This is a genomic window from Nesterenkonia xinjiangensis (genome assembly GCF_013410745.1).
GTDB lineage: Bacteria > Actinomycetota > Actinomycetes > Actinomycetales > Micrococcaceae > Nesterenkonia > Nesterenkonia xinjiangensis.
The window spans coordinates 1,726,567-1,749,395 of record NZ_JACCFY010000001.1 but is presented as its reverse complement, the minus strand read 5'-3'; the positions used below and the strand labels follow the sequence as shown (position 1 = coordinate 1,749,395).

Annotated in this window: 20 protein-coding genes; 7 read left to right on the top strand and 13 right to left on the bottom strand. The window is 70.3% G+C overall.

Features of this window, described 5'->3' with window-relative positions; genetic code table 11:
• Positions 1-273 precede the first annotated feature (273 nt).
• From HNR09_RS07980 to HNR09_RS07955, 6 genes are all read right to left on the bottom strand, one after another.
• Positions 274-948, bottom strand: a complete 675-nt coding sequence (locus HNR09_RS07980) for an FCD domain-containing protein (RefSeq protein ID WP_179541551.1) — start codon at positions 946-948, stop codon at positions 274-276.
• 126 nt (positions 949-1,074) lie between these two features.
• Positions 1,075-1,626, bottom strand: coding sequence for a hypoxanthine phosphoribosyltransferase (gene hpt / locus HNR09_RS07975; RefSeq protein ID WP_179541550.1), 552 nt, complete (start codon positions 1,624-1,626; stop codon positions 1,075-1,077).
• A 90-nt stretch (positions 1,627-1,716) separates the two neighbouring features.
• A complete protein-coding gene (gene tilS / locus HNR09_RS07970; RefSeq protein WP_179541549.1) occupies positions 1,717-2,736 on the bottom strand; it encodes a tRNA lysidine(34) synthetase TilS in 1,020 nt (339 codons plus the stop codon).
• Position 2,737: 1 nt separating this feature from the next.
• A complete protein-coding gene (locus tag HNR09_RS07965; RefSeq protein ID WP_179541548.1) occupies positions 2,738-4,045 on the bottom strand; it encodes a zinc-dependent metalloprotease in 1,308 nt (435 codons plus the stop codon).
• A 92-nt stretch (positions 4,046-4,137) separates the two neighbouring features.
• Positions 4,138-4,617, bottom strand: coding sequence for an inorganic diphosphatase (locus HNR09_RS07960; protein WP_179543095.1), 480 nt, complete (start codon positions 4,615-4,617; stop codon positions 4,138-4,140).
• A 112-nt stretch (positions 4,618-4,729) separates the two neighbouring features.
• Entirely contained in the window at positions 4,730-5,704 is a 975-nt protein-coding gene (locus tag HNR09_RS07955; RefSeq protein ID WP_179541547.1) for a F510_1955 family glycosylhydrolase, read from the bottom strand.
• A 78-nt stretch (positions 5,705-5,782) separates the two neighbouring features.
• On the opposite strand from HNR09_RS07955, the gene HNR09_RS07950 reads away from it, so the two are divergent.
• Entirely contained in the window at positions 5,783-6,346 is a 564-nt protein-coding gene (locus HNR09_RS07950; RefSeq protein WP_218881904.1) for a GNAT family N-acetyltransferase, read from the top strand.
• A 30-nt stretch (positions 6,347-6,376) separates the two neighbouring features.
• Here HNR09_RS07950 and HNR09_RS07945 read toward each other — a convergent pair whose 3' ends face one another.
• The 3 genes from HNR09_RS07945 to HNR09_RS07935 all read right to left on the bottom strand — a co-directional run bounded on the left by HNR09_RS07945 (position 6,377) and on the right by HNR09_RS07935 (position 10,144).
• On the bottom strand, positions 6,377-7,666 hold the full coding sequence (locus tag HNR09_RS07945) for a DNA glycosylase AlkZ-like family protein (RefSeq protein ID WP_179541546.1): 1,290 nt from the start codon (positions 7,664-7,666) through the stop codon (positions 6,377-6,379).
• A 93-nt stretch (positions 7,667-7,759) separates the two neighbouring features.
• Positions 7,760-8,536: a GNAT family N-acetyltransferase gene (locus HNR09_RS07940; protein ID WP_179541545.1), complete on the bottom strand. Its 777-nt coding sequence runs from the start codon at positions 8,534-8,536 to the stop codon at positions 7,760-7,762.
• A 114-nt stretch (positions 8,537-8,650) separates the two neighbouring features.
• Entirely contained in the window at positions 8,651-10,144 is a 1,494-nt protein-coding gene (locus tag HNR09_RS07935; protein ID WP_218881903.1) for a cytochrome P450, read from the bottom strand.
• A 309-nt stretch (positions 10,145-10,453) separates the two neighbouring features.
• Between HNR09_RS07935 and HNR09_RS07930 the strand changes: the two genes are divergently transcribed.
• The 3 genes from HNR09_RS07930 to HNR09_RS07920 are packed head-to-tail and all read left to right on the top strand — an operon-like array spanning position 10,454 to position 13,515.
• Entirely contained in the window at positions 10,454-12,172 is a 1,719-nt protein-coding gene (locus HNR09_RS07930) for a carbon starvation CstA family protein (RefSeq protein WP_179541544.1), read from the top strand.
• A 10-nt stretch (positions 12,173-12,182) separates the two neighbouring features.
• Positions 12,183-12,461 carry a cory-CC-star protein gene (locus HNR09_RS07925; protein WP_343047486.1) on the top strand — a complete coding sequence of 93 codons (279 nt, stop codon included), beginning with the start codon at positions 12,183-12,185 and terminating at the stop codon, positions 12,459-12,461.
• A 46-nt stretch (positions 12,462-12,507) separates the two neighbouring features.
• The gene (locus tag HNR09_RS07920) at positions 12,508-13,515 is read left to right on the top strand and encodes an ArsA family ATPase (protein ID WP_179541543.1); all 1,008 of its coding nucleotides are present in this window, start codon (positions 12,508-12,510) and stop codon (positions 13,513-13,515) included.
• A gap of 16 nt (positions 13,516-13,531) precedes the next feature.
• Here the strand turns inward: HNR09_RS07920 and HNR09_RS07915 are convergent, their stop codons facing one another.
• Positions 13,532-14,410 (bottom strand): HAD-IIB family hydrolase, encoded by an 879-nt coding sequence (locus HNR09_RS07915; protein WP_179541542.1) that lies wholly within the window; start codon positions 14,408-14,410, stop codon positions 13,532-13,534.
• 189 nt (positions 14,411-14,599) lie between these two features.
• On the opposite strand from HNR09_RS07915, the gene HNR09_RS07910 reads away from it, so the two are divergent.
• On the top strand, positions 14,600-15,529 hold the full coding sequence (locus tag HNR09_RS07910; RefSeq protein WP_179541541.1) for an aldose epimerase family protein: 930 nt from the start codon (positions 14,600-14,602) through the stop codon (positions 15,527-15,529).
• A 28-nt stretch (positions 15,530-15,557) separates the two neighbouring features.
• Here the strand turns inward: HNR09_RS07910 and HNR09_RS16475 are convergent, their stop codons facing one another.
• Positions 15,558-17,024 (bottom strand): ROK family protein, encoded by a 1,467-nt coding sequence (locus tag HNR09_RS16475; RefSeq protein WP_179541540.1) that lies wholly within the window; start codon positions 17,022-17,024, stop codon positions 15,558-15,560.
• Positions 17,025-17,136: 112 nt separating this feature from the next.
• On the opposite strand from HNR09_RS16475, the gene xylA reads away from it, so the two are divergent.
• Both xylA and xylB read left to right on the top strand, forming a co-directional pair.
• On the top strand, positions 17,137-18,312 hold the full coding sequence (gene xylA, locus HNR09_RS07900) for a xylose isomerase (RefSeq protein WP_179541539.1): 1,176 nt from the start codon (positions 17,137-17,139) through the stop codon (positions 18,310-18,312).
• Positions 18,313-18,349: 37 nt separating this feature from the next.
• Positions 18,350-19,810, top strand: a complete 1,461-nt coding sequence (xylB, locus tag HNR09_RS07895) for a xylulokinase (protein WP_179541538.1) — start codon at positions 18,350-18,352, stop codon at positions 19,808-19,810.
• 10 nt (positions 19,811-19,820) lie between these two features.
• Here the strand turns inward: xylB and HNR09_RS07890 are convergent, their stop codons facing one another.
• Both HNR09_RS07890 and HNR09_RS07885 read right to left on the bottom strand, forming a co-directional pair.
• Positions 19,821-20,321 carry a Dps family protein gene (locus HNR09_RS07890; protein WP_179541537.1) on the bottom strand — a complete coding sequence of 167 codons (501 nt, stop codon included), beginning with the start codon at positions 20,319-20,321 and terminating at the stop codon, positions 19,821-19,823.
• 106 nt (positions 20,322-20,427) lie between these two features.
• Positions 20,428-22,821, bottom strand: coding sequence for a beta-glucosidase family protein (locus HNR09_RS07885; RefSeq protein ID WP_179541536.1), 2,394 nt, complete (start codon positions 22,819-22,821; stop codon positions 20,428-20,430).
• Between the last annotated feature and the right edge of the window lie 8 nt (positions 22,822-22,829).

Genomic DNA, 22,829 nt, shown 5'->3' with positions numbered 1-22,829 from the left:
GGATGGTCCGCTCGCTGCTTGGCGGGTGTCATGTGGGTCACATCATTGTGACGGGGATGACATTAGCGGGGAGTTTATAAAATATCAACCCTGGTGATGTGAAGCACCTGGAGGCCATGATCACCGGCTGCTGCCGCAATCCGGAACTCGATGGGGACGCACCATGCCGGACTGACGCGCTCCAGCTCCGAGGAGGTGCCGGTCAGCGCGACACGCTGGGCAGACAGCTGCGACGACGACGGTGTCCAGCCCTGAGGGCTCGACCCTCGGCGCTCAGTCCTCGCGAAGGTTCCGCAGTGCCGCCTCACGACCGTGCTCGATGTGCACCCGCATGGCCTCGGCGGCGTCGTCGAGCCGCCCCTCGGCCATCGCATCGACGATGCGGTGGTGCTCCTCGGAGGACTGTCCCACCCGCGAGACTGATCCATAGAGACCCAGAGAGGGATACGGCATGCCGGCCCAGAGCTGGTCGATGAAGCCCGCCAGCAGGGCGTCGCCGCTGAGCCGATAGATCGCCAGATGGAGCTCCTCGTTGCTCTCCACGGTCTCCAGCGGAGTCCCCGCCTCGTCGCAGGCCACCACCAGCTCGTGGAGGCGAGCCAGGTCGTTCGAAGTGGCACGCTCACCGGCGAGCCGGACAGCCATCGGCTCCAACACGCAGCGCAGACGGTAGACCTGCTCGATGCGCTCGACGGTCAGTTCGGCGATGAAGGTGCCCCGATGGGGGTCATGCACCACGAAGCCCTCGGACTCCAGGCGGTTCAACGCCTCACGCACCGGGGTCAGGCTCATGCCCAGGTGCTCGGAGAGCCGTTTGAGGGTGACCCGCTCCCCCGGCTCGAGATCACCGACGCGGATGCTCTTCCGAAGCGTGGCATAGGCGGCCGCAGCCTTGGAGACCGGCCGCAGGGAACCCCCCAGGGCCGACCGTGCTCCCGACGATGCCACAGCTCACCTCATCCGATCGACAGCACGACGCAGGCCGCAGCGCAGCAGAGGCGAGCTCTGAGCGGTGTGACGCAGATGACAGTTTATAACATCACGGGTCGGCGGTCCGAGCCGCCCACCCGGGGGTCACTCGTAGACGTGCGGGGCGAGGATCCCCACGCAGTCGAGGTTTCGGTACTTCTCCGCGAAGTCCAGGCCGTAGCCGACCACGAACTTGTTCGGGATGTCCATGCCGACGTACTTGACGTCGATGTCCACCTTGACCGCATCCGGCTTCCGCAACAGGGTGCAGATCTCCACCGAGGCGGGGCCTCGAGACTCCAGGTTGGACTTCAACCAGGACAACGTCAGGCCGGAATCGATGATGTCCTCCACGATGAGCACGTGACGATTCATCAGATCGGCGTCGAGGTCCTTCAGGATGCGGACCACTCCGGAGGACTTCGTGCCGGAGCCGTAGGAGGACACCGCCATCCAGTCCATGGTCACGTGACTGCTCAACGCACGGGAGAGGTCAGCCATGACCATCACCGCGCCCTTGAGCACCCCCACCAGGAGCACATCCTTGTCGGCATAGTCACGGTCGATCTCCGCGGCGAGCTCCTTGATGCGTGCGTCGATCTCTTCCTTGGTGCAGAGGACCTCGGTCAGGTCTGCAGTGACGTCCTGGGCGTCCATGAGTGCTGATGCGCTCCTCAGTGTGGGCGGTGTCGGGCGGTGCGCCCCGTGCGGCAGATGATCGGTGGACCGGCCTCCTGGGCCGGATCCTCAGGGCCCCGGCGCGGCGGCGCCCCGAGGAACGAGCACAAGTTTTCCATAGTCGGGCGAATCGTGCGTGCCCCGATGTGCCGTGACGTGACCCTCCAGCTGGATCGGCCCCGCCGAACCCTGCCGTGCCAGCAGCGACTCCACCGCCCGCAGCCGCTCGAAGGAGGGCGCAGACCCGCCCACGGCCACCACCGCCAGGGCGATGATCCGACGCCGCAGCGCCGCCGGCTCGCTCTTCAGCCGATCCAGCGGAAGCCGGAGGCGGCCGGCGTCGTCGGGGTCCTCCAGCAGCACAGCGAAGATCTCCTTGGCCTGAGCGTCGAGGAGATCGGCGTCCTCCGCGGCGATCTGGGCGGTGCGGGCCAGCGCCTCGCGCACTGATGAGGAGAGGTGCTCCTCCAGGTGGGGCAGCACCTCGGTCCGCACCCGGGAACGCAGCAGCCGCGGGTCCTGGTTGGCCGGATCCTGCCAGGGGGTGAGCCCTGCCCACAGGCAGATCGCGTCGGTGTCCCGGCGGCTGAGCCCCAGCAGCGGACGGCGGAACGGGCCGCGCACCGCCGGCATGCCCGCGAGCGAGCGGGTCCCAGATCCGCGCGCCAGGCCCAGCAGCACCTGTTCGGCCTGGTCATCCCGGGTGTGGGCGAGCAGCACCCGGGATGCCCCCGTCTCGGCCATGGCACGGTGGAAGGCCCCGTAGCGGGCGCGTCGGGCGGCGGCCTCCGGCCCTTCCGCGGAGTCCTGATCGACCTCGACGGTGAGGATGCGCAGCGGATCCAGGCCCAAGACGTCAAGCTGCTCCCGGGCGACGGCTGTGACCTCCGCGCTCCTCGCGTGCAGCCGGTGGTCCACCACGACGGCGCCCACCACCGCCTCGCCCCGGCGGTGAAGGTGGGAGGCCGCAACGGCGAGCGCCAGGGAATCAGCGCCGCCGGAGCAGGCCACCAGGTTCGGCCGGTCCGGATCGAGCATCTCGGCCACGGCCCGGCGGGCAGCGCCCACCACCGGGGGCAGGGCCGCCATCTCAGTCCTCGGCGGGGGTCTCGGCGGCGGAGATCTCGGCGAAGCCCATCCGGGCGACCCACCGGTCAGGATCGTGCAGCTCCTCCTCGGTGGGCAGGTGCTCTGCACTCTCCCAGACCTGGTTGAACCGCTCCATGCCGACGGTCTCGACCACACGGCTGACGAATCGCTGGCCGTCGGTGTACTGGCGGGCCTTGACGTCGAGCTGGAGCAGCCTCCTGACCCAGCGCTCCAGGATGCTGCGGTGCTTGCCCCGGTCCTGGAAACGTCGGCGGATGGTCTTCACGGAGGGCACGATCGAGGAGTCGACGGCGTCCATCACGTGGTTGGCGTGGCCCTCCAGCAGGCTCATCACTGCGGTGATCTGCGAGTAGGCCTCGCGAGCCTCCTCGCTGCCGATCAGCTCGATGAGGCGGTTGCGCGGAGGCCCGCTCGCGCCGCCGTGGGCCTGCGCGTCACGGGAGCCGCCGTCAGAGGATTCGCCGTCAGAGGATTCGCCGTCAGAGGATTCGCCGTCGTCGTCCGCTCCTGACACGCCGTCCTGGTCCTCGCCGCGCTGCTGCAGCTCCTCCTTCAGGTGGCGCAGAGCCTCGGCGAGCCGATCCCCGAGCGAGTCGGCCGCTCCGAGGGTGGAGCTGGAGAGCGTGCCGATCAGCCCCAGCAGATGCTCGGGCAGCCAGGGGGCCGCGGCGAACTGGACCCGGTGGGTCTGCTCGTGGAGACACACCCAGAGCCGGAAGTCAGCGGGCTCGAGGTTGAGCTCCTGGCGCAGCATCACCACATTGGGGGCCACCAGCATGAGCCGGCCCCCCTCGGGGGCGAAGGGGTCGAACTGGCCGAGCACGTTCGCCGAGAGGAAGCCCAGGACCGCGCCGAGCTCCGTGCCGGCGACGGCCGAGCCGAACACCTGGGTGCTGCTGCCGGGCCTGACCATCTCCGGCTTGGCGGCGACAGCCTCCTCCAACGCAGGGGTGAGCAGACGGCGGAAGGATGCGGCGTTCGCCTTCGCCCAGGTGGCACGGTCGACGATGAAGGTGTCCGAGTTCCCGGCCTCCGAGCCGGCGCCGAGCCCGGCGGCGGCCTCCAGGCCGGTGATGCGGTGGACGTGGTCCACGCTGGCGTGGGCGGCGTCGCGCAGCGCGGAGACCTCCGCGGCCGCCTCGCGGGCGGACAGCCGCGGCCCGGGAGGGACGAGCCGGGCGGCGGACTGCTCGGCGACGTCCCAGGCGATGAGCAGGTCAGCGGGGGACTCTGCGGGGGTTCCGTCGGCGGGGTTTTCGGTCGACGGCTCTGCGACGGTGTGCTCCATGGATCCATCACACCACAGGTGGGCGGCACGGGGCAGGGCGGAACAGCCGAGCGTGCGGCCCCTCCCCCCGCTCCAGCTCAGCTGAGCCCGGGTCAGCTGCCGTACCGCTCGATGCTGCGCTGCAGCTCGGCCTCGGCGGCCTCGCGGCCCTCCCAGCCCTCGATCTTGACCCACTTGCCTGGCTCGAGGTCCTTGTACCGGGTGAAGAAGTGCTCGATCTCCCCCTTGAGGAACTCGCCGAGGTCCTCCAGCTCCTGGATGTGGTCGAAGCGCTTGTCATCCGGGACGCAGACCAGCTTGGCGTCACCGCCGCCGTCGTCGGTCATGTTCAGCACGCCGATCGGGCGTGCCTCGACGACCACGCCGGGGATCAGGTCGATCTCCGGGATGTAGACCAGCGCGTCCAGCGGGTCGCCGTCCTCGCCGAGGGTGTCGTCGAAGTAACCGTAATGGGTCGGGTACTGCATGGAGGTGAACAGCACACGGTCCAGACGCAGACGGTGGGTCTCGTGATCGATCTCGTACTTCACCCGGGATCCGGCGGGGATCTCGATGGTCACATCGCGGGTCAGCGCCACAGGGGCCTCCTTGGGAAGAGCGTGGAATTCTCGAAGCCAGCGTACACAGAACCTGACGGCGACGTGTGCACACAGCCGCGCCGTCGGTGGAGCTCGTGAGCCCTGCTCACTCCTCGTGGACGGTCTCGAAGGTCTCCCCGGCGTCGGTGCTGTGCAGCACGGCCCCTTCGACGGCCACCCACAGCTCATCCCCGTTCACAGCGTGCACCGCCTCAGGGTAGCCCTCCGGCAGCGTCGCGGAGCCCTGTGTCACCTCCCAGGTGGCGCCGTCATCGTCGCTGCGATGCAGACCACCGACCGGGTCCAGGCCGTAGAGCGTGCCGTCGGCCGCCCAGTCAACCGCCAGCAGCAACGGGGCGTCCTGCAGGGCAGCGAAACTCTGCCCGCCGTCTGTGCTGAGGACGGGCCCGTCCGGGGTGGTGCCGAGCACCGAGTCCGGGTCGCGGAGGTCGACGGCGACCCCGGCCATCGCCGGAGCCTCAGGAGACTGCCAGGTCTCGCCGCCGTCGTCACTGACCATCAGCTGGTCCCCGCCGGTGGCGTCCACGCCGTAGACCCGCTGCCCGGCAGCATCCAGCGCATGGAAGTCCGCCTCCCCGCCCAGGGAGACCTCCTGCCAGGTGGCACCGCCGTCAGAGGACTCGATGAGCCCGAGGTTCGACGGCGCGTCCTGCGCCTGGCCCGGGTGCCCGCTGGCGAGCAGCCGCCCCTCATCCACCACGGTGAACCCCATGAAATCCTGCACCTCGGAGAGGCGCTCCGGTGCGCCGTCGTCGAGCCGGAAGAGCCCGTAATGGCTGGCGATCAGCAGCGCTCCGTCGGAGGGATCCACCCCGAGGCCATGGATGTGCTCCATATGGGCCCCCGCATGGGCCTCACCGGCGGACTCGTCGCCCTGGGCCGGGGGCTGGTGAACGTCGTCATGGGTGCCCTCGTCGCCGTCGCCGAGCACGGAGAGCAGGATGACGGCGAGGATCAGTCCCAGCAGCACGGCCACTGCGACCCACCGCCAAGCCGACTTCCCCGGAACCCGACGGCTCCGACCCTCGCCGGATCGCTCCTGCAGGGGGCTGCGTGGCATGGACTTCCTCACTCTGATCTCTGGACAGCACAGCAGATTTCTACGCAGTGTAGTAGAAGGGAGTCCTACACTGGGGCCGTGACCACACAGGAACTGCCCACCCTGCTCACCTCCCGACTCCGGCTGCGCACTGTGGCCGAGGACGACGTCGCCCACGTGCGGGACCTGTACTCCCGGCCCGAGGTCACCGAGTTCATCGGCACCGCCGACTGGGTGGAGACCACCCGCGAGCAGGCCCTGAGCCGCATCGCCCGGTATCGTGCCGCGGCCGGCACGGCCACCGGCATCTGGCTGATCGAGACGCTGGAGGAGCACCAGCCGGCCGGGTTCGCGCTGCTCAAGCCCATCCCCTGGTCGAGGCACCTCACGGCACCGGACGACGGCACGGCTCCCGAGCCGCCTCAGGATCTGGAGATCGGGTGGCACCTGCACCCGGACACCTGGGGCCAGGGCTATGCCACGGAGTCCGCCCGCGCGCTGCTCGCCCATGCTCGGCGCCACCGCCTCGACCATCTGGTGGCGGTCACACACCGGGAGAACCTGGCCTCGCAGCGGGTGGCCACGCGGATCGGCATGACCCACCGCGGCACCACTGATCGGTACTACGACACCACGTGTGAGCTGTTCACCATCGAGCTGTGAGCGTACGGACCCGGCAGACCGCGTGGAAGGTCACCCCGGCATCTCCAGCGTGACGCCGAGCTGCCGCGCCAGGGTCCTGCCCGCTCCACGGACACGGGGCGCCAGCACTCGCCGGGGCACCCCGGCCTCCGGGAAGATCCCGTTGATGCGCAGCTGATCACCCACCCGTTGGATGTCCACCCGGCCGATCATCCGCCCGCCGGAGAGCACCCCCATCACGTAGTGCCCGTAGACGCGCTTCGCCCGCGGAACATAGGCCTCGAAGAGATAGTCGAAGTCGAAGACCCGGCGCGCCCGACGCCGGTCGCGCAGCAGCGGGTCGAAGGGACCGATCAGGCGGGCCTCCCGCGGCTCGCCCCAGGTCTCGCGCGCCCCCACGTCCGACGCTGACCCGGAGGAGGAGACGTCGACGGCGGGGTGGGCGGACGGCGCGGTCACCACCCCCTGGGCGGAGGGGTCCGGCAGCACGCCGTCGAGCAGCTCCGGAAGGCAGAAGGCCTGGTCCCGCCCGGCGGTGTCCGGCCAGCCCGGCACCTGCACCGGCGCCAGCCCCGCCTGCTCGATCCCGACGGCCGCATCCTCCGCGGAGAGGTGGTAGTGGTGGGCGAAGTCGGCGCGGGTCATCACCGCCAGGTTCGCGGCGGCCCGACGGGCCAGCGCGGCGAGCAGCTGCTCGTCCGGAAGGTCCTGCGCCTGACGCACCGCCTCCGGCAACGCCCGCTCGGGCAGGTCGAACAGCCGCGTGGTGCCGTCGCGGGCGGTGATCACCAGGTCCCCGGTGCGCACCATCAGTTCGGCGGTCTGCTTCACCTGCGTCCAGTTCCATCCCGTCGTCCGTTCCCCGGAGCCCACCTGGGACTCGATGGTGCCGATCTGCACCCCGCCGGGTGCGGCGGCCACCACCTGGCGAATCTGTTCGACCACCCCGGCCGGCAACTGGGGCCGGTGGCCGCTGGCGTGGCGTTCCCGCCGCAGCCGCAGCAGCGGCCAGTCCTCGAGGGGGAACACGCAGGCGACCTTCGTGAAGGACTCGAAGGAGGCCACCTTCCCGTCCGGCCAGAGGGAAGAGTCGACGTCGTCGGCGCGGGACGTGCGCGGCAGTCGGGTCAGGCTGGTGAGCCGCTGAGCAGTCGAGACGCGCATGAGCGGATCCAGTTGGATCAGGCCGATGTCGCGCAGGACGTCGGCGGCGTCGGAGGCGAAGGCGCTGTCGAGGCGTTCGCCGCCGGCCCTCGAACCGCCGTCGGGGGCACCCGCGGCGGGCGGGATGCGCTGCGCCGCTACCACGGCGCGCCGCACCCAGTCGCGGTGCACTGTCACGGGACGGGTTCCGGTAGAGGTTCGCGAGGAGGTCTGCACACCTCCATCCTGTCGCACCCGACGCCCCGGAAGGGATGGGTCCGCGGGGCGGGATCAGCCGGCGAGGAACTCCCGCAGCCGTTCCGAACCTTCCACCTGCACGGACCAGTCAGGGCGCACCAGATCCTCGGCGGCCAGCCGGTACTCCTCCTGCCATTCCGCCTGTTCCCCGTGCGCGTCCGGCACCAACCTCCGTCCGACCACCTGGTAACCCAGCCCGAGCGAGACCCGCCGCGAGCGCTCGTTCCACTCGTAGGCTCCTGAGGTGGCATACGCGGCGCCAAAGTGGTCCACGGCCCAGAGCAGCATGCCGGCGCGCATCTCACGGCCATAGCCGTGTCCCTGCTGATCGGCGCGCAGCCAGCTGCCGGAGGCCACAGTCCGCAGCACCGTCCAGTGCTGGGCCCCACAGTCCTGCATGCCGATCAGCCGCTCTCCGGAGCGCACGACGCCGGCTCCCGCAGACCCAGCCCCGTCCCGTCCGGACCAGCCTCGCCCAGCACTGTCCAGCCCGCCGTCGTCGTCGGGCTTGAGGAACACTCCGAGCATGAGCGACCAGGTTTCCGGACCGACCTTCGCCCGGTGGGACCACACCCACGGCAGGGAGGCACGAAGCAGCTCCTCAGGGGGCTTGTCATTCCAGGCGTGGGCGAAGGGATTCCGCTCGGTGTGAGTCACTCCGGAGGTCGCCGCGGCCACGTAGGCGGGGAAGTCGTCCTCGCGGAGCACGCGCAGGGCCAGCCGAGGAGTCTCGACGCGCAGCCCGAAGGGCGGCCAGATCTCCTCGAGCGACTGCGCAGGGTCGTCGGTGCGGATGCTGAAGCGTGCCATCACCCCATCCTGCCGCACCCGCACTGCAGAAATCGTCTCTCTGTTGCAGATCGTCTCTGGATTCGGCGACGATCTGCAACAGAGAGACGATCTCTGGGCCCGAACCGGGACGCCTCAGCGCTCAGTGAGCCGGAACTCCAGCGCATACGGGTCCAGCAGCGAGGGCAGCTCCTTCTCCCGCCCCAGGCTGTGCGAGAGCAGATCCACCTCATGGCCCTCCAGCACCCGGGCCAGCATGCTGCTGGTGATCAGCAGCACCAGCTGCCGTCCGGGGCAGATGCCCGTGCCCAAGCTGAACGGCATCAGCGGCCACTCCCCCTGGGCGGGCGAGTCCTCGCGCTGCCCGTCGCGCCGCACCTCATGCTGCGGCTCGTGCTGACCGCTCTGGGACATCCGCTCCTCCCAGATCTCCGGGGCGAAGCGGTGTGCGAAGTCCAGCCTGCGCTCATCGCGGTGGAAGAACGGGGCGAAGATCAGCACCGAGACTCCGGCGGGCATGATCCCGTGCTCGAACTCCACCTCCATGGTGGTCTCACGCAGAATCAGCGGGGTGGTGGGCCACAGTCGGAGCGCCTCCAGGACGGTGGCGCGCAGCAGCTCCAGCGTCGGGGCGTCCTCGCCGGACTCATCCTCCAGCTGGATCCGCGCAGTGCGCAGCCGGGCCGGATGGGAGGCCAGCAGCGCCAAGGCCCGGAAGGTGGCCATGCCGGCGGGGTCGAAGGCGAAGAGCCACTGCGGCACCTGATGAGCGGGCTTGCCGCCGTCGGCGTCGAACTCTCCCGGCGCACCCTGCGCGTGGACCTCGGACATGACGGCGGCCAGGCTCCCGGGCTCCGCGCGGTCCAGGGCGTCCTGGATGCGGGAGAGGAACTCCTCGCGGGCCTCCTCGTCCACCGGCCGCAAGAAGGCCAGGTTCCCGCGCTGCCGCAGGTCGTCCAGCAGCGCGGTGAAGTCCTCATCCTCACGGGCGGAGTCACCCATCACCAGTCGGCGCACGATCCGGAACCAGGTCCTGCTGAACCGCTCCCAGTCCAGGGCGCCCCCGTCGCCGTCGATCTCGGCGAGCATCTGATCGGTCTCCTCGTGGACCACCGGCAGGAACACCTCCGCCATCCGGTGCACGGGGTGGTCCGGATCCAGCACCATCTCATTGAGATGACGGCGCACCGCACGGTCCCCACCGTGGGAGATCAGTGAGACACCGGGCTGGAAGTGCTGCAGAGCACGCCGTTTCAGCGTCTCCGCAGCGGCAAAGGGCTCAGGCGTCTGGTCCAGGATCCGGTGGACATGGTCCGGATCCAGCACCAGCGCCAGCGGCCGTCCGGGCAGCGGCACCAGCAGCGGTCCCCGTCCGTACTTCTCAGAGAGCGCCTGCACCCGACGGACGGCACGGGCCTCCAGATCCAGGCGTTCGACGGCGGCCACGACGCCTGGCCGCCGGACGATCGGGCCCTTGGCCGCCATCGGGGCGAGCACGTCACGCAGGATCAGTGCGGTCTCGGCGCGCGTCGCCCTCGGCAGCGGATTCTGCACAGAGTTGGGCATGCTCGGAGCTGGGTGAGTGCGGGCGCGGGTCTGATGGCCGGGTGCGGGGGTCTGCTGGGTCATCTCGGGCACCTCTCTCGCGGGGTCGGTGTCACAGGTCGGTCTCCGAAAACCGGCGTCCTCCTCGCCGTCCAGCCTAGAGAGGAGGACGCCGTCGCTCCAGGCCCCGGGCCCGAGAACCTCCTGCTGCTGGGCTCCTGCGGCCACCAGCCCGCCACCCGGCGACCGGCCCTGCGGCGCCGCTCACGACCCGCCGCTGATCAGGACCGATGAGGCTGGGTGATGCGCGTCTCACCCGAGTACCATGACAGGCATCACTGGCATCACGTCCCGGGGGCTCAACGTGGAGTCCGCCCGAGAGAGAGGGAGATCATGGACGGACCCAACTCACTGCTCCTAGCCGTCATCGGAGTGACACTGATGCTGGCCGGGTACTTCCTGTACTCGAAGTTCCTCGCCAAGAAGGTCTACAAGGTCAACGCCGAGTTCAAGACCCCGGCGCACCAGTTCGACGACGGCGTGGACTTCGTCCCGACGAACCGGTACATCCTCTGGGGCCACCACTTCACCTCGGTGGCCGGGGCCGCCCCGATCGTGGGACCCGCGATCGCCGTCATCTGGGGCTGGCTGCCGGCCGTGCTGTGGGTGACCATCGGCACGGTGTTCATCGCCGGCATGCATGACTTCGGCGCCCTGTGGTCCTCCACCCGCAACAAGGGCCAGTCGATCGGCACGCTCTCCGGCCGCTACATCGGCCCACGCGGGCGCAACCTCTTCCTGGTGGTCGTCTTCCTGCTGCTGCTGATGGTGGTGGCGGCCTTCGCCGTCGTCATCTCCGGGCTGCTGGTGGCTCAGCCGGGCGCGGTGATTCCCACCTGGGGCGCGCTCATCGTCGCGGTGCTGGTGGGCCAGGCGATCTATCGGCTCCGCTGGAACCTGCTGGCGGTGACGCTGACCGGGGTGGCGGCGCTCTACGCCCTGATCATCCTGGGCGACAGGTTCCCGGTGGAGCTGCCGGAGCAGGTGCTGGGCATGACCCCGGAGGGCTTCTGGATCGTGGCGCTGTTCGTCTACGCGGGCATCGCCTCCCTGCTGCCGGTGTGGGTGCTGCTGCAGCCGCGGGACTTCATCAACGGGATCCAGCTGTTCATCGGCCTGATCATCGTCTACGGCGCGGTGCTGATCGCGACGCCGACCGTCGTCGCCCCCGCCTTCAACCAGAACGTCCCGGAGGGCACACCGTCCCTGGTCCCCCTGCTGTTCGTGACCATCGCCTGCGGCGCGATCTCCGGCTTCCACGGAACCGTGGCCACCGGCACCACCTCCAAGCAGCTCGACCGAGAGACCGACGCCCGCTTCGTCGGCTACTTCGGAGCCGTCGGCGAGGGCCTGCTGGCCCTGGGCGCGATCATCGCGACCACCGCGGGCTTCCAGACGCTGGCCCAGTGGGAAGAGGTCTACGAGTCCTTCGGCTCCGGCGGGGTGCCGGCCTTCGTCGAGGGCGGCGCGAACATCGTCAACACCGGCCTGGGCATCCCGGCAGGGCTCTCGGCCACCATCCTGGCCACCATGGCGGTGCTCTTCGCCGCGACCACCATGGACACCGGGGTGCGCCTGATGCGCTTCGTGGTCCAGGAGATCGGCGAGCTGGCGAAGGTCCGGATCAACATCATCGCCGCCACGGCGGTCGTGCTGGTCATCGGTGTCGCGCTGACCTTCTCGCAGGGCGCGGACGGATCCGGGGGCATGCTGATCTGGCCGCTGTTCGGCACCACCAACCAGCTGCTGGCCGCGCTGACCATGTCCATCATCGTGGTGATGCTCATCCGCAAGGGCCGGCCGTTCCTGCCGGTGCTGATCCCCATGGTGTTCGTGCTGGTCATGAGCATCTACGCCGCACTGGTGCAGCTGGTCAGCTTCTTCCGCGACGCGGAATGGCTGCTGCTCAGCATCGACGTGGTGATCATCGTCGCCGCCGTCTGGGTGCTGGTGGAGGCCGTCATCGCCATGGGTCAGGCTCATCGCGGGGCGAAGGAGCCGGAGGACGACGTCGCCCTCAGCGACGACGAGAAGCTGCCCCTGGACCGCTGAGCGCAGACCGGTGAGCCTCCTGGCACAGCTGCGAGCGCGGATCCGGCAGGTTGACGCCGGCCTGCGTGAGTTCTACGTGGCCCCCTATCGGCGCACGTTCGCACGCGCCCGGCGGGACGAGGAGGACCTGTTCATGATGCTGGTCCTCTCCGAGGCCCTCGGCGTGCCGAACCCCGCCGCCGGGGCCACTCTGGAGCTGCTGCCTGAGATGCTGGACCGCATGCACGAGTGGCATGTGCGGATGGGGATGGACCGGTCCCCGTTCGAGGAACACATGCGCTGCTGCTGAGCGGCGCCGCTCAGCGCCGTTCACACTGCGAGGAAGGGACCGCCCGATGCTGCTCGATCTCGCCCGGGACCGCCGTGTGCTCTTCGTCGGCGGCAAGGGCGGAGTGGGCAAGACCGCCGTCGCCTCCGCGGTCGGGCTGCACCAGGCTCAGCGGGGCGCCCGGGTCCTGGTGGTTTCCACCGACCCCGCGCACAATCTAGGCCATCTGTGGGCGCGCCCGGTGGGCGACCGGATCCTCACGCTGTGGCAGGACGGCTCCGGCCCGGCTGCGCCCCGACGAGCATGCCTGTCCGGGGTCGAGATCGACCCCGACGCCACCACCTCCGCCCACCTGGAAGAGGTGGGCGCGACGCTGCGCAGCATGATGCCGGACCATCTGCAGGGCGAGGTGGACAAACACCTGCAGCTCGCGGCCCGCTCCCCCGGCACCCACGAGGCGGCCGTCCTGGAACGGATCGCCACCCTGCTGCAGGAGCACGGCGGGGAAGACGACGACGCCTTCGACCTGATCGTCTTCGACACCGCCCCGTCCGGGCACACGGCCCGGCTGATGGCCCTGCCGGAGATCATGACGGCCTGGACCTCAGCGCTTCTGGACCGGCGCACCCGCGCGGAGCGGTTCGGCGCGGCGGTGCGCGCCCTGGATGCCGATGACGCCCCCGACGGCTCCTCGCAGGCGGCCCGCGACCGGCGCATCCGGCAGGTGCTCGCTCGCCGTCAGGCGCGATTCGAGGCCATGCGTGAGGTGCTCACCGACGCCGAGCGGTGCAGCTTCGTGATCGTGCTGACCGCCGAGCGGCTGCCGGTGCTGGAATCTGTGGAGCTGCACGCCCAGCTGGCCGACACCGGGGTCGACGTCGGCGGGTTCGTGGTCAACCGGCTCTCGCCGCGCGACGCCGGGGACTTCCTGGCTCAGCGTCGCGACCAGGAGGAGGGGCATCTGGCGGAGCTGTCACGACTGGTGCCGGGCGCACTCCTGGACACGCTGCCGATGCTGGGAGGGGACCTGGTGGGCGCCGAGGCGCTGCAGCGCCTCGGCGCCCAGCTGCGCTGACGCCGCCGCGCGTGACTCAGTCGGCGAGGATGCTGGTGAGCACGTCCACCAGACCGTCCTCGTCCACATGGCCGGTGACCTCGTCGGCCACGGCCTTGACCTCCTCGGGCGCCTGGCCCATCGCCACGCCGCGGCCGGCCCATGCGAGCATCTCGATGTCGTTGCGCCCGTCTCCGCAGGCCACGGTCACGTCGATCGGCGCGGCGATCTTCTCGCGCAGCGTCTCCAAGGAGGAGGCCTTGGTGACCCCGGCGGCGGCGATGTCCAGCCAGGCGGACCAGCCCACGGAGTAGGTGACGCCCTGCAGGCCGATGCTGGCCACCGCGGCGGTGAACTCCTCGGAGGTGGCGTCGTCGGAGTTGACCACCAGGCGCACCGCCTCAGCGTGCCGCATCTTGTGCAGACTGGTGCCCTCGGCCCACAGGCCGAAGGACATGTCCTGGAACCGTTCGGTGGAGAGGAAGGTGCCGGCAGAGGTCTCGATCGCGTACTTCGCGTTGGGCAGCCGGCGCTGCAGCGCGTCCAGGGCGGGGGCCGGGTCGAAGACGCGCCGATCGATGACCTCGTACCCTTCCTCCAGTTCGAGGTCGATCCGGACCGTGACCCCGCCGTTGCTGCACACCGCGTAACCGTGGGTGACGCCGAGCATCTCGATGATCGGCAGCGTCGCCGGCAGGGAACGTCCGGTGGAGACCACGACGGTGTGACCATCGGCGACCACGGCGCGTCCGGCCACACGAACGGCTTCGGACATGTGACCATCATGGTTGACCAATGTGCCGTCGACGTCGAGGCAGACCATCGCCTTGCCCTGCTGATGGGCGAAGGCTCCTCCCCGGCCCGCGGCCGGGAGGGAGAAGTCGGTGGTGTCGTCAGTCCGGATGCTTGAGTTCATATCGCTGCCTGTAATGTCTCGAGTGTGGTCCATCTCCTGATGTGGCATCTTTCCGCTCACGGGGGAATGGTCCATTATGCCGGATCGTGACAGTGCAGGCAGAATGAGGGATGAACGCATGAGGGACGTCGGGTGACGTCTCGCCGCGGAAGGTCGGTCCAGCACCGGCCGAGGACCACGGGAGGACATATGGACGAGTCACGAAGCAGCGTGACGATCACCGGCGGCGGCTATGTCGCGGAGATCGGCCTGCGGGGCGGGCAGCTGCTGAGCCTGCGCCATGAGCAGGACGAGCTGGTGGTGCCGGCTGCGCAGGCTGAGGGCTCCTACGCCGGGGCGGTGCTCGCCCCGTGGCCCAACCGCATCGCGGGGGCCACCTATGTCCACGACGAGACCCTCTACGAGCTTCCGGACCCCGAGGAGGGGACCGGCGCGGCGCTGCACGGCCTCCTGCGCCATGCGGACTTCGAGGTCGTCAGGCAGGAGGAGTCCGGAGTCGAGCTGACCACCCTCCTGGAGGCCTCCGAGGGCTACCCGTTCGCCCTCGAGTTCGTGCTCTTCTACCGGGTGTCCGCCGACATCGGCCTGGCCGCCACCCTGATGACGCGCCAGCCCGAGGAGACCCCTACGGAAGAGGGCGTGGACGCCTTCCAGGCGGCCAATGCCGCTCCGGCGCTCTACGGCGTGGGCTTCCACCCGTATCTGCGGGCCGGATCGGCCCCGCTGGACGAGTGCCGACTGAGACTGCCCGCACGCACTGTGGCGACCACAGAGGCCACCGGGAAGGTCACCGGACGGAAGAACGTCTCCGGGGATCTGGACCTCAGCAACGGCCCGCTGCTGGTGGGCCGCACGATCGACCACGCCTACACGGACCTCCCCGAGGAGGGGTGGACCGCGGAGCTGGTCCACGGACCCTCGGGCTTCGTGGTGCGGATGATCGCCGACACCCCCTGGGTCCAGGTCTACACCGGCGAGCAGCTGGATCGCGCCGGGGTCGCCGTGGAACCGATGACCTGCCCTCCGGACGCGTTCAACTCCGGAGAGGACGTCATCTACCTCATCCCGGGCCGGTGGCACCGGGTGGGGTACAGCATCGAGGTCCGACACCGCGACTGAGCCGCCACACCCTCGGCTGGCCCCAGGCTCAACCGGCCTCGGGCACCCAGCGCAGCGGGTCGTCCACCACTGCGCGCAGCGCGCGCAGCGCCCCACCTGTGGTGGCCGGGGCCACCCCGGTGGTGGTCTCCCGCACGCGGAAGCGGCTCCATCGGGCGGCCAGCACGCGTTGACGCAGCTCCTGCTCGATGCGGGGTCGCAGCAGGTCCGCCAGCGGTCCGAACTCTCCACCGAGGACGATGTCGTCGACGTCGAGCAGGTTCACCGCGCTGGAAAGCGCGACGCCGAGCGCCCACCCGGCACGGTCGATGGCCTGACGCGCCCGCTCACCGGGCTCGTCCTCCCATTCGGTGAGCGAGACGAGCTCCTCGGCGGAGGCGGCCGGCTCCAGGCCTGCCGCCTCGAGAAGGGCGCCCTTGCCGGCGAAGACCTCCAAGCAGCCGGAGGCGCCGCAGCGGCACTGCGGGCCGCCGGGCTCCACCGCGACATGGCCGATCTCTCCGGCCCAGCCGCGCGGGCCGGCGTCGACGATTCCGTCGATCACCACGGCGGCACCGATGCCCATCTGTGCGGAGACGTAGAAGAAGGTCTGCTCCCCTTCCTCGTGGGCACTGAACTCCTGGGCAGCCGCCAGTGCGGAGAGCTTGGCCTCATTGGCCACCACGAAGAAGTCGCCGAACTCGCCCAGCCTCGGGCTCCCCTCGGGCAGGTCCGCCAGCTGCTCCGGACCGCCGAGCGATCGGCACACCATCTGCGGGACGTCGACGTCACGCCAGCCCAGGTTGGGGGCCAGCATGAGGCGGTCCTCCTCGGCGGTGACCAGGCCGGGCAGGGCCATGACGGTGCCGACCACGCGGGCGCCGGCCTCGGCGGCCTGGCGGGCCACGCGCAGGGCCAGCAGGCCGATCTGCGGGAGCACCTCCGCCGGGTCGGAGGCGCTGAAGTCTCCTTCGATGATCTCCTCGGCGAGCACGCTGCCGGTGAGGTCGATGACCCGGGCGGCCATGAAGTCCACATTGATCTCCACCCCGAGGCCAGCCAGGGTGCAGCGGGCGGGGTGCAGCGGCACGGCGGGGCGCCCGCGGGTGCCGCCCACGATCGGTGAGCCCTCCCGCACGATGCCGGCGGCGAGCAGGTCGTCCACCAGGCGGGAGACGGTGGAGCGGGTCATCCCGGTGCGGATGGAGAGGTCGGCACGGGAGAGCGACTCCGCTGCGGAGAAGATCTCCTCGGTGATGAGCAGCAGATTGGACTCGCGCAGGGTCTCCTGGCGGGCGCCGGGACGCTGAGCCTGGTGGTGGGGCGGGCGTTCGCGGCGGCCGCCGCCGTCGGAGGTTCCCCGCTGGGGGCCGCCGTTGAGGCCGCGGCTGATGCCGCGCCGCCCCAGCCGCGCGATGGGCCCGGGGCCGATGCCTCCGAGTCGGCCGCCGAGCGCGATGCCGGGGCCGTAGGCAGTGCCTTCCGGCTGTGCTGGGCTGCGAGTCGGATCCGTCACGGACTTGATCTTAGCCTCCAAAGCATTTATGTTTCATCTAGATACAAAATCGACACGGGGCGGATCGTCCCACCCACCCTACGCGCACGCCCCTTTTCCTCAGGAGGACCTTATGGCCACGCCCCACGACACCAGATTCTCCTTCGGCCTCTGGACCGTCGGATGGACCGCCCAGGACCAGTTCGGCTCGGCCTCCCGCCCGGCCTTCGAACCGTGGGAGTACCTGCCCAAGCTCAAGGAGGCAGGTGCCGACGGTGTGACGTTCCACGACGACGACGTCGCCCCCTTCGGCACTGACGAGGCCGTGCGCGAGAAGTGGTTCACCCGCTTCAAAGAGGTCGCCGACGAGGTGGGCCTGACGGTGGAGATGCTCACCACCAACACCTTCGGCCACCCGGTGTTCAAGGACGGCGGCCTCACCTCCAACGACCGCTCGATCCGCCGATTCGGCTTGCGCAAGCTGCTGCGCAACGTGGACCGCGCCGCCGAGTTCGGCGCCGAAACCTTCGTGATGTGGGGCGGACGCGAGGGCTCGGAGTACGACAACGCCAAGGACCTCCACGCCGCCCACCAGCGCTATGCGGAGGGCGTCGACACGGTGGCCGCCTACATCAAGGAGAAGGGCTACGACCTGCGTATCGCCCTGGAGCCCAAGCCCAACGAGCCCCGCGGCGACATCTTCCTGCCCACCATCGGCCACGCGCTGGGATTCATCGCAGAGCTCGAGCACGGCGACATCGTCGGCCTCAACCCGGAGACGGGTCACGAGCAGATGGCCGGGCTGAACTTCACCCACGGCATCGCGCAGGCGCTGTGGGCCGGGAAGCTGTTCCACATCGACCTCAACGGCCAGCGCTCCATCAAGTACGACCAGGACCTGGTGTTCGGCCACGGGGATCTGATCAGCGCCTTCTTCACGATCGATCTGCTGACCAACGGCTTCCCGAACGGCGGCCCGCGCTACGACGGCTGGCTGCACTTCGACTACAAGCCCTCGCGCACCGACCACGTGGACGGCATCTGGGACTCCGCGCGGGCCAACATCGAGATGGTCACCATGCTCTCCGAGAAGGCCACGGCCTACCGCCAGGACCCCGAGGTGCAGGAGGCCTTCAGGACCTCAGGCATCTTCGAGCTGGGCGAGTCGACCCTGGCCGAGGGAGAGTCGATCAGCGACCTGCTCGCCGACCGGTCCGCCTACGAGGACTTCGACCCTGAGGCCGCCGCCGAGCGGAACTTCGGCTTCGTGCGACTCAACCAGTTGGCGCTGAAGCACCTGATCGGCTGACGCTGCGCTCTACACTGGCCGTGACACGTCACCCCTGATGAAGGAGACCTCGGTGCCCACCCTCGTGGCCGGAATCGATTCCTCGACCCAGTCCTGCAAGGTCATCATCCGCGACGCCGAGACCGGCGCCCAGGTGCGCAGCGGCTCGGCCAAGCACCCTGAGGGCTCCGAGGTGGCGCCCTCCGCCTGGTGGGACGCCCTGCTCACGGCACTGGAGCAGGCCGGCGGGCTCGACGACGTCGCCGCCGCCGCGGTGGGCGGCCAGCAGCACGGCATGGTGGTCCTCGACGCCGACGGGGAGGTCATCCGTGAGGCCCTCCTGTGGAACGACACCCGCAGCGCCGACGCCGCGGCGGCGCTGATCGAGGAGCTGGGCGGCGGCGTCGAGGGCGCCGCCGCCTGGACCTCGCTGACCGGCTCGGTGCCGGTGGCGTCACTGACAGTGACCAAGCTGCGCTGGCTCGCCGACGCCGAGCCGGAGAACGCCCGGCGGGTGGCCGCCGTCGCCCTGCCCCATGACTGGCTGACCTGGCGGCTCTCCGGATCCACGGAGCTGAGTGAGCTGACCACCGACCGCTCCGACGCCTCCGGCACCGGCTACTACGACCCGTCCGCCGGCGAGTACAGATACGACCTGCTCGCCCGGGCGCTGCGGATCACCGAGCAGCAGGCCCGACGGATCGTGCTTCCCCGAGTGGTGGCGCCCCACGCGCAGGCCGGCACCGGGGACGCCTCCCGCGGATGGGGCCAGCTGGTCCTCGGCCCCGGCGCCGGGGACAACGCCGCCGCCGCACTCGGTCTGGGCATGGGCCGCGGAGACGTGGCCATCAGCATCGGCACATCCGGGGTGGTCTCGGCGGTCTCCCGGCAGCCGATCCAGGATCCCACCGGTATGGTGACTGGCTTCGCCGACGCCACCGGCCAGTTCCTGCCGCTGGCGGTCACGCTCAACGGCTCGCGGGTGCTGGACGGGGCCGCGCAGATGCTCGGCGTCGACCACGACGGCCTGGCCGACCTCGCGCTGGCCGCGGGCCCGGGCGCCGATGGGCTGACCCTGGTGCCCTACCTGGAGGGCGAGCGCACCCCGAACCTGCCCCGGGCCACCGGCTCGTTCATCGGGCTCTCCCTGGCCTCCATGAACCCGCAGGACGTCGCCCGCGCCGCCGTCGAAGGCCTGCTGTGCGGACTCGCGGACGGCCTGGAGGCGATGACCGCCCGCGGCGTTCCGGTGGAATCGATCAAGCTGATCGGCGGGGCCGCGCGCTCGGCGGCCGTACAGCAGATCGCTCCTGCGGTGCTGGGCCGCGAAGTGCAGGTCCCGGAACCGGGCGAGTATGTGGCCGACGGCGCCGCGCGGCAGGCGGCGTGGGTGCTCTCCGGAAGCGAGCATCCGCCGTCGTGGACCACCTCCGAGGTCCGCACCTTCACCGCGGAGCCGACCCCGCAGGTGCGCGAGGCCTACGCGGCCCGGCGCGGTCTCATCGCCGAACGCGGCTGACGCCGCAGGGTCAGGACCCGGTGCGCTCCAGGTGGGAGCGGATGAACCACTGGAACAGCTCGAGCTCCTTGACCTGCCCGATCAGCATGTCCTCGGTGATGGGGTCCACCTGTCCGGCCTTGGCCAGGACTTCGCGGTGGTCCTCGATGACACCGGTGTAGACCTTGTCCAGCTCGGCCAGGTGCACCAGGGAGTCCGCCTTGCCGAGCGGGTAGTCCTCCCAGTGCCGCCGCGCGACCAGCTCGCCGGTGCGGCCGCTGGGAGATCCGCCGAGGGTGGCGATACGTTCGGCGGCCTCGTCCACGAACCCGCGCACCACCTCCACCTGGGGATCGAGCATCTCGTGGACGGCGATGAAGTGCGGCCCGGTCACGTTCCAGTGGACGTGCTTCAGAGCCAGCTGCAGGTCGTTCAACGCGTGGAGCCGGGTCTGGAGGAGCCCAGCGATCTCATGCCCGTTCTCCTGGGCCAGGCCCGGCACGGTGTAGTCGGAGTACTGCTCGTCAGACATGGGAGCTCCTTTCACGGCGGGCCGGCGGCCCGCTCATCGACTGCTCGTACCCGCATCCTATGCCCGGGGCCCCGAGGTCGGACAAGCTCAGACATCCGTCCCCGGCTCAGCTCACACGGGCGGGGGTGGTCAGCACCCGGGCTCCGGTGATGTCCCTGGTCTCACCGCTGAGCCTCACCGTGGCCTCCAGGGGCAGGTCCCCGGCGGAGGGGCCGGACCAGAGATCGATGCGCCCGGGCTCGACGATCCGTCGCAGCTCCACCCCGGTGAAGGAGAACCGGTCCGCGTGGACCTGGAAGCTGACCTCTCGTGTCTCCCCCGGCTGCAGGACCGCTCGGGCGTAGCCCAGCAGCTGCCGCACCGGGCGGGCCACCTGGGCCACCGGGTCGCCGAAGTAGAGCTGGACGACCTCGTCCACCGGACGGTCACCGGTGTTGGCCACGGTGACGGTGGCCTCCACGGTCCCGTCCACGGCGATCTCCTCGGCCGAGAGACGCAGCCCCCGGTACTCCACCCGGCTGTAGCTCAGCCCGTGGCCGAAGGGATACAGCGGGGTCGGGTCCAGGTTGGAGACGCCCTGGCTGTTCTGGCCGAGCGGTGCCGCGAGGTAGCCGGCCGGCTGGCCGCCCGGGTGCACCGGCACCCCGATCGGCAGACGGCCGACCGGCTCGATCTCCCCGCTCATCAGCGAGGCCAGCGCAGGGCCGCCCTCCTCTCCGGGGAAGAAGGCCTGGACGACGGCGGCACAGCGCTCGGCCAGCCCACCCAGCGCGTAGGGCCGGCCGGAGACCACCACGAGCACCACCGGCGTGCCGGAGCGCTCACCAGCCTCCAGCACGGCCTCCACGAGCTCCTGCTGAGCTCCGGGCAGGCGCAGGTCCTCGACGTCGCATCCCTCGCCCGAGGTGCCGGCGCCGAACATGCCGGCCAGGTCGCCCACGGTGACCACGGCCAGGTCCGCGGCGGCCGCCTGCTCCGCAGCATCGGCGATGCCGCTGATGTCATGCTCCACGATGGGGGCGCCCGGACTGTAGGTGATCTCGGCGCCGTCGTAGGTCTCGCGCAGGGCCGTCAGGATGCTAGGCATCGGCACGCCGATCCCCTGGTGGGGAAAGGTCCCGGCAGGGTACTTGGCCAGCACATGGTTGGGGAAGGAGTAGCAGCCCATCATGGTGCGCGGCTCGTCGGCGGAGGCACCGATGACGGCGACCCGCCTCCCGGCGAGCGCCTCGGCGGGTGCGGGCAGCACGCCGTCGTTCTTCAGCAGCACCAGCGAGCGCGCGGCAACCCTGCGTGCCAGGGCGCGGTTGGCCGCGGAGTCCAGGTCCACGGCCTCGTCGATCTGCGGCTCCCAGCTCTCCCCTTCGCCGGCGTCGAGCATCCCGAGCTGCACCTTCTGCCGCAGCACCCGGCGCACGGAGCGGTCGATGACGGCCTCCTCGAGGTGCCCGTCGCGGACCTGCTGGGCCAGGGTGCGGTAGCCGCCGGTGTGCGGCAGCTCGACGTCCAGCCCGGCGGTGACGGCCAGCCGGGCGGCCTCGGCCTGGTCCTCGGCCACGCGGTGCATCCGCTCCAAGAAGGCGACCGACCAGTAGTCGGCGACCACGGTGCCGGTGAAGCCCCACCGATCGCGGAGCACCTCGGTGAGCAGCCACGGGGAGGCGGCGGGCGCCTCCCCGTCGATGTCGGCGTAGGAGTTCATCACGGAGCCGACACGGCCCTCGCGGACAGCCATCTCGAAGGGGGCGAGGATCAGGTCCTCGAGCTCGCGGCGCCCGATGTGCACCGGGGCATGGTTGCGTGCCGCCCGGGATGCGGCATAGCCGGCGAAGTGCTTCAGCGTGGCGATGACCCCGCCGGACTGCAGCCCCTTCACGTAGGCGGTGCCCAGGGTCCCGACCACATAGGGGTCCTCACCGATGGTCTCCTCGACACGTCCCCAGCGGGCGTCGCGGACGACGTCGAGCACTGGGGAGAGCCCCTGCTGGACGCCGACGGCGGCCATGTCCCGGCCGATGGCGGCGGCCATCTCCTCGATCAGCTCCGGGTCGAAGGTCGCACCCCAGGCCAGAGACGTCGGGTAGACGGTGGCCTGGTAGGCGGTGAAGCCGGTCAGGCACTCCTCGTGGGCGAGCGCAGGGATGCCGAACCGATTCGCGGAGATGATCGCGGCCTGCCGCTCCCGCAGATCCTTCGCACCGTCGGCCACCGAGACCGCCACCGTGCCATAGGTGCGAGTCAGCTGCCCCTCGCCGTCGACGATCTCCTGGGCGAAGGGCAGCTTCCCTGCGGACATCGCGTCCTCCATGGGCGCCACCTCCCCCTGAGCTTCCGTGTCCTCGCGCATCTCCCAGTGCGATCCCAGCTGGGAGACCTTCTCCTCGAGGGTCATCTGCGCCAGCAGCGCCTCGACCCGCTCGGCGACCGGCAGCGAGACATCGTTCCAGGGGCCGGTGACCCGGTCCACGGCGGGGGCGTTCTGAGTGGTCACGTCGCTCATGGGAGCTC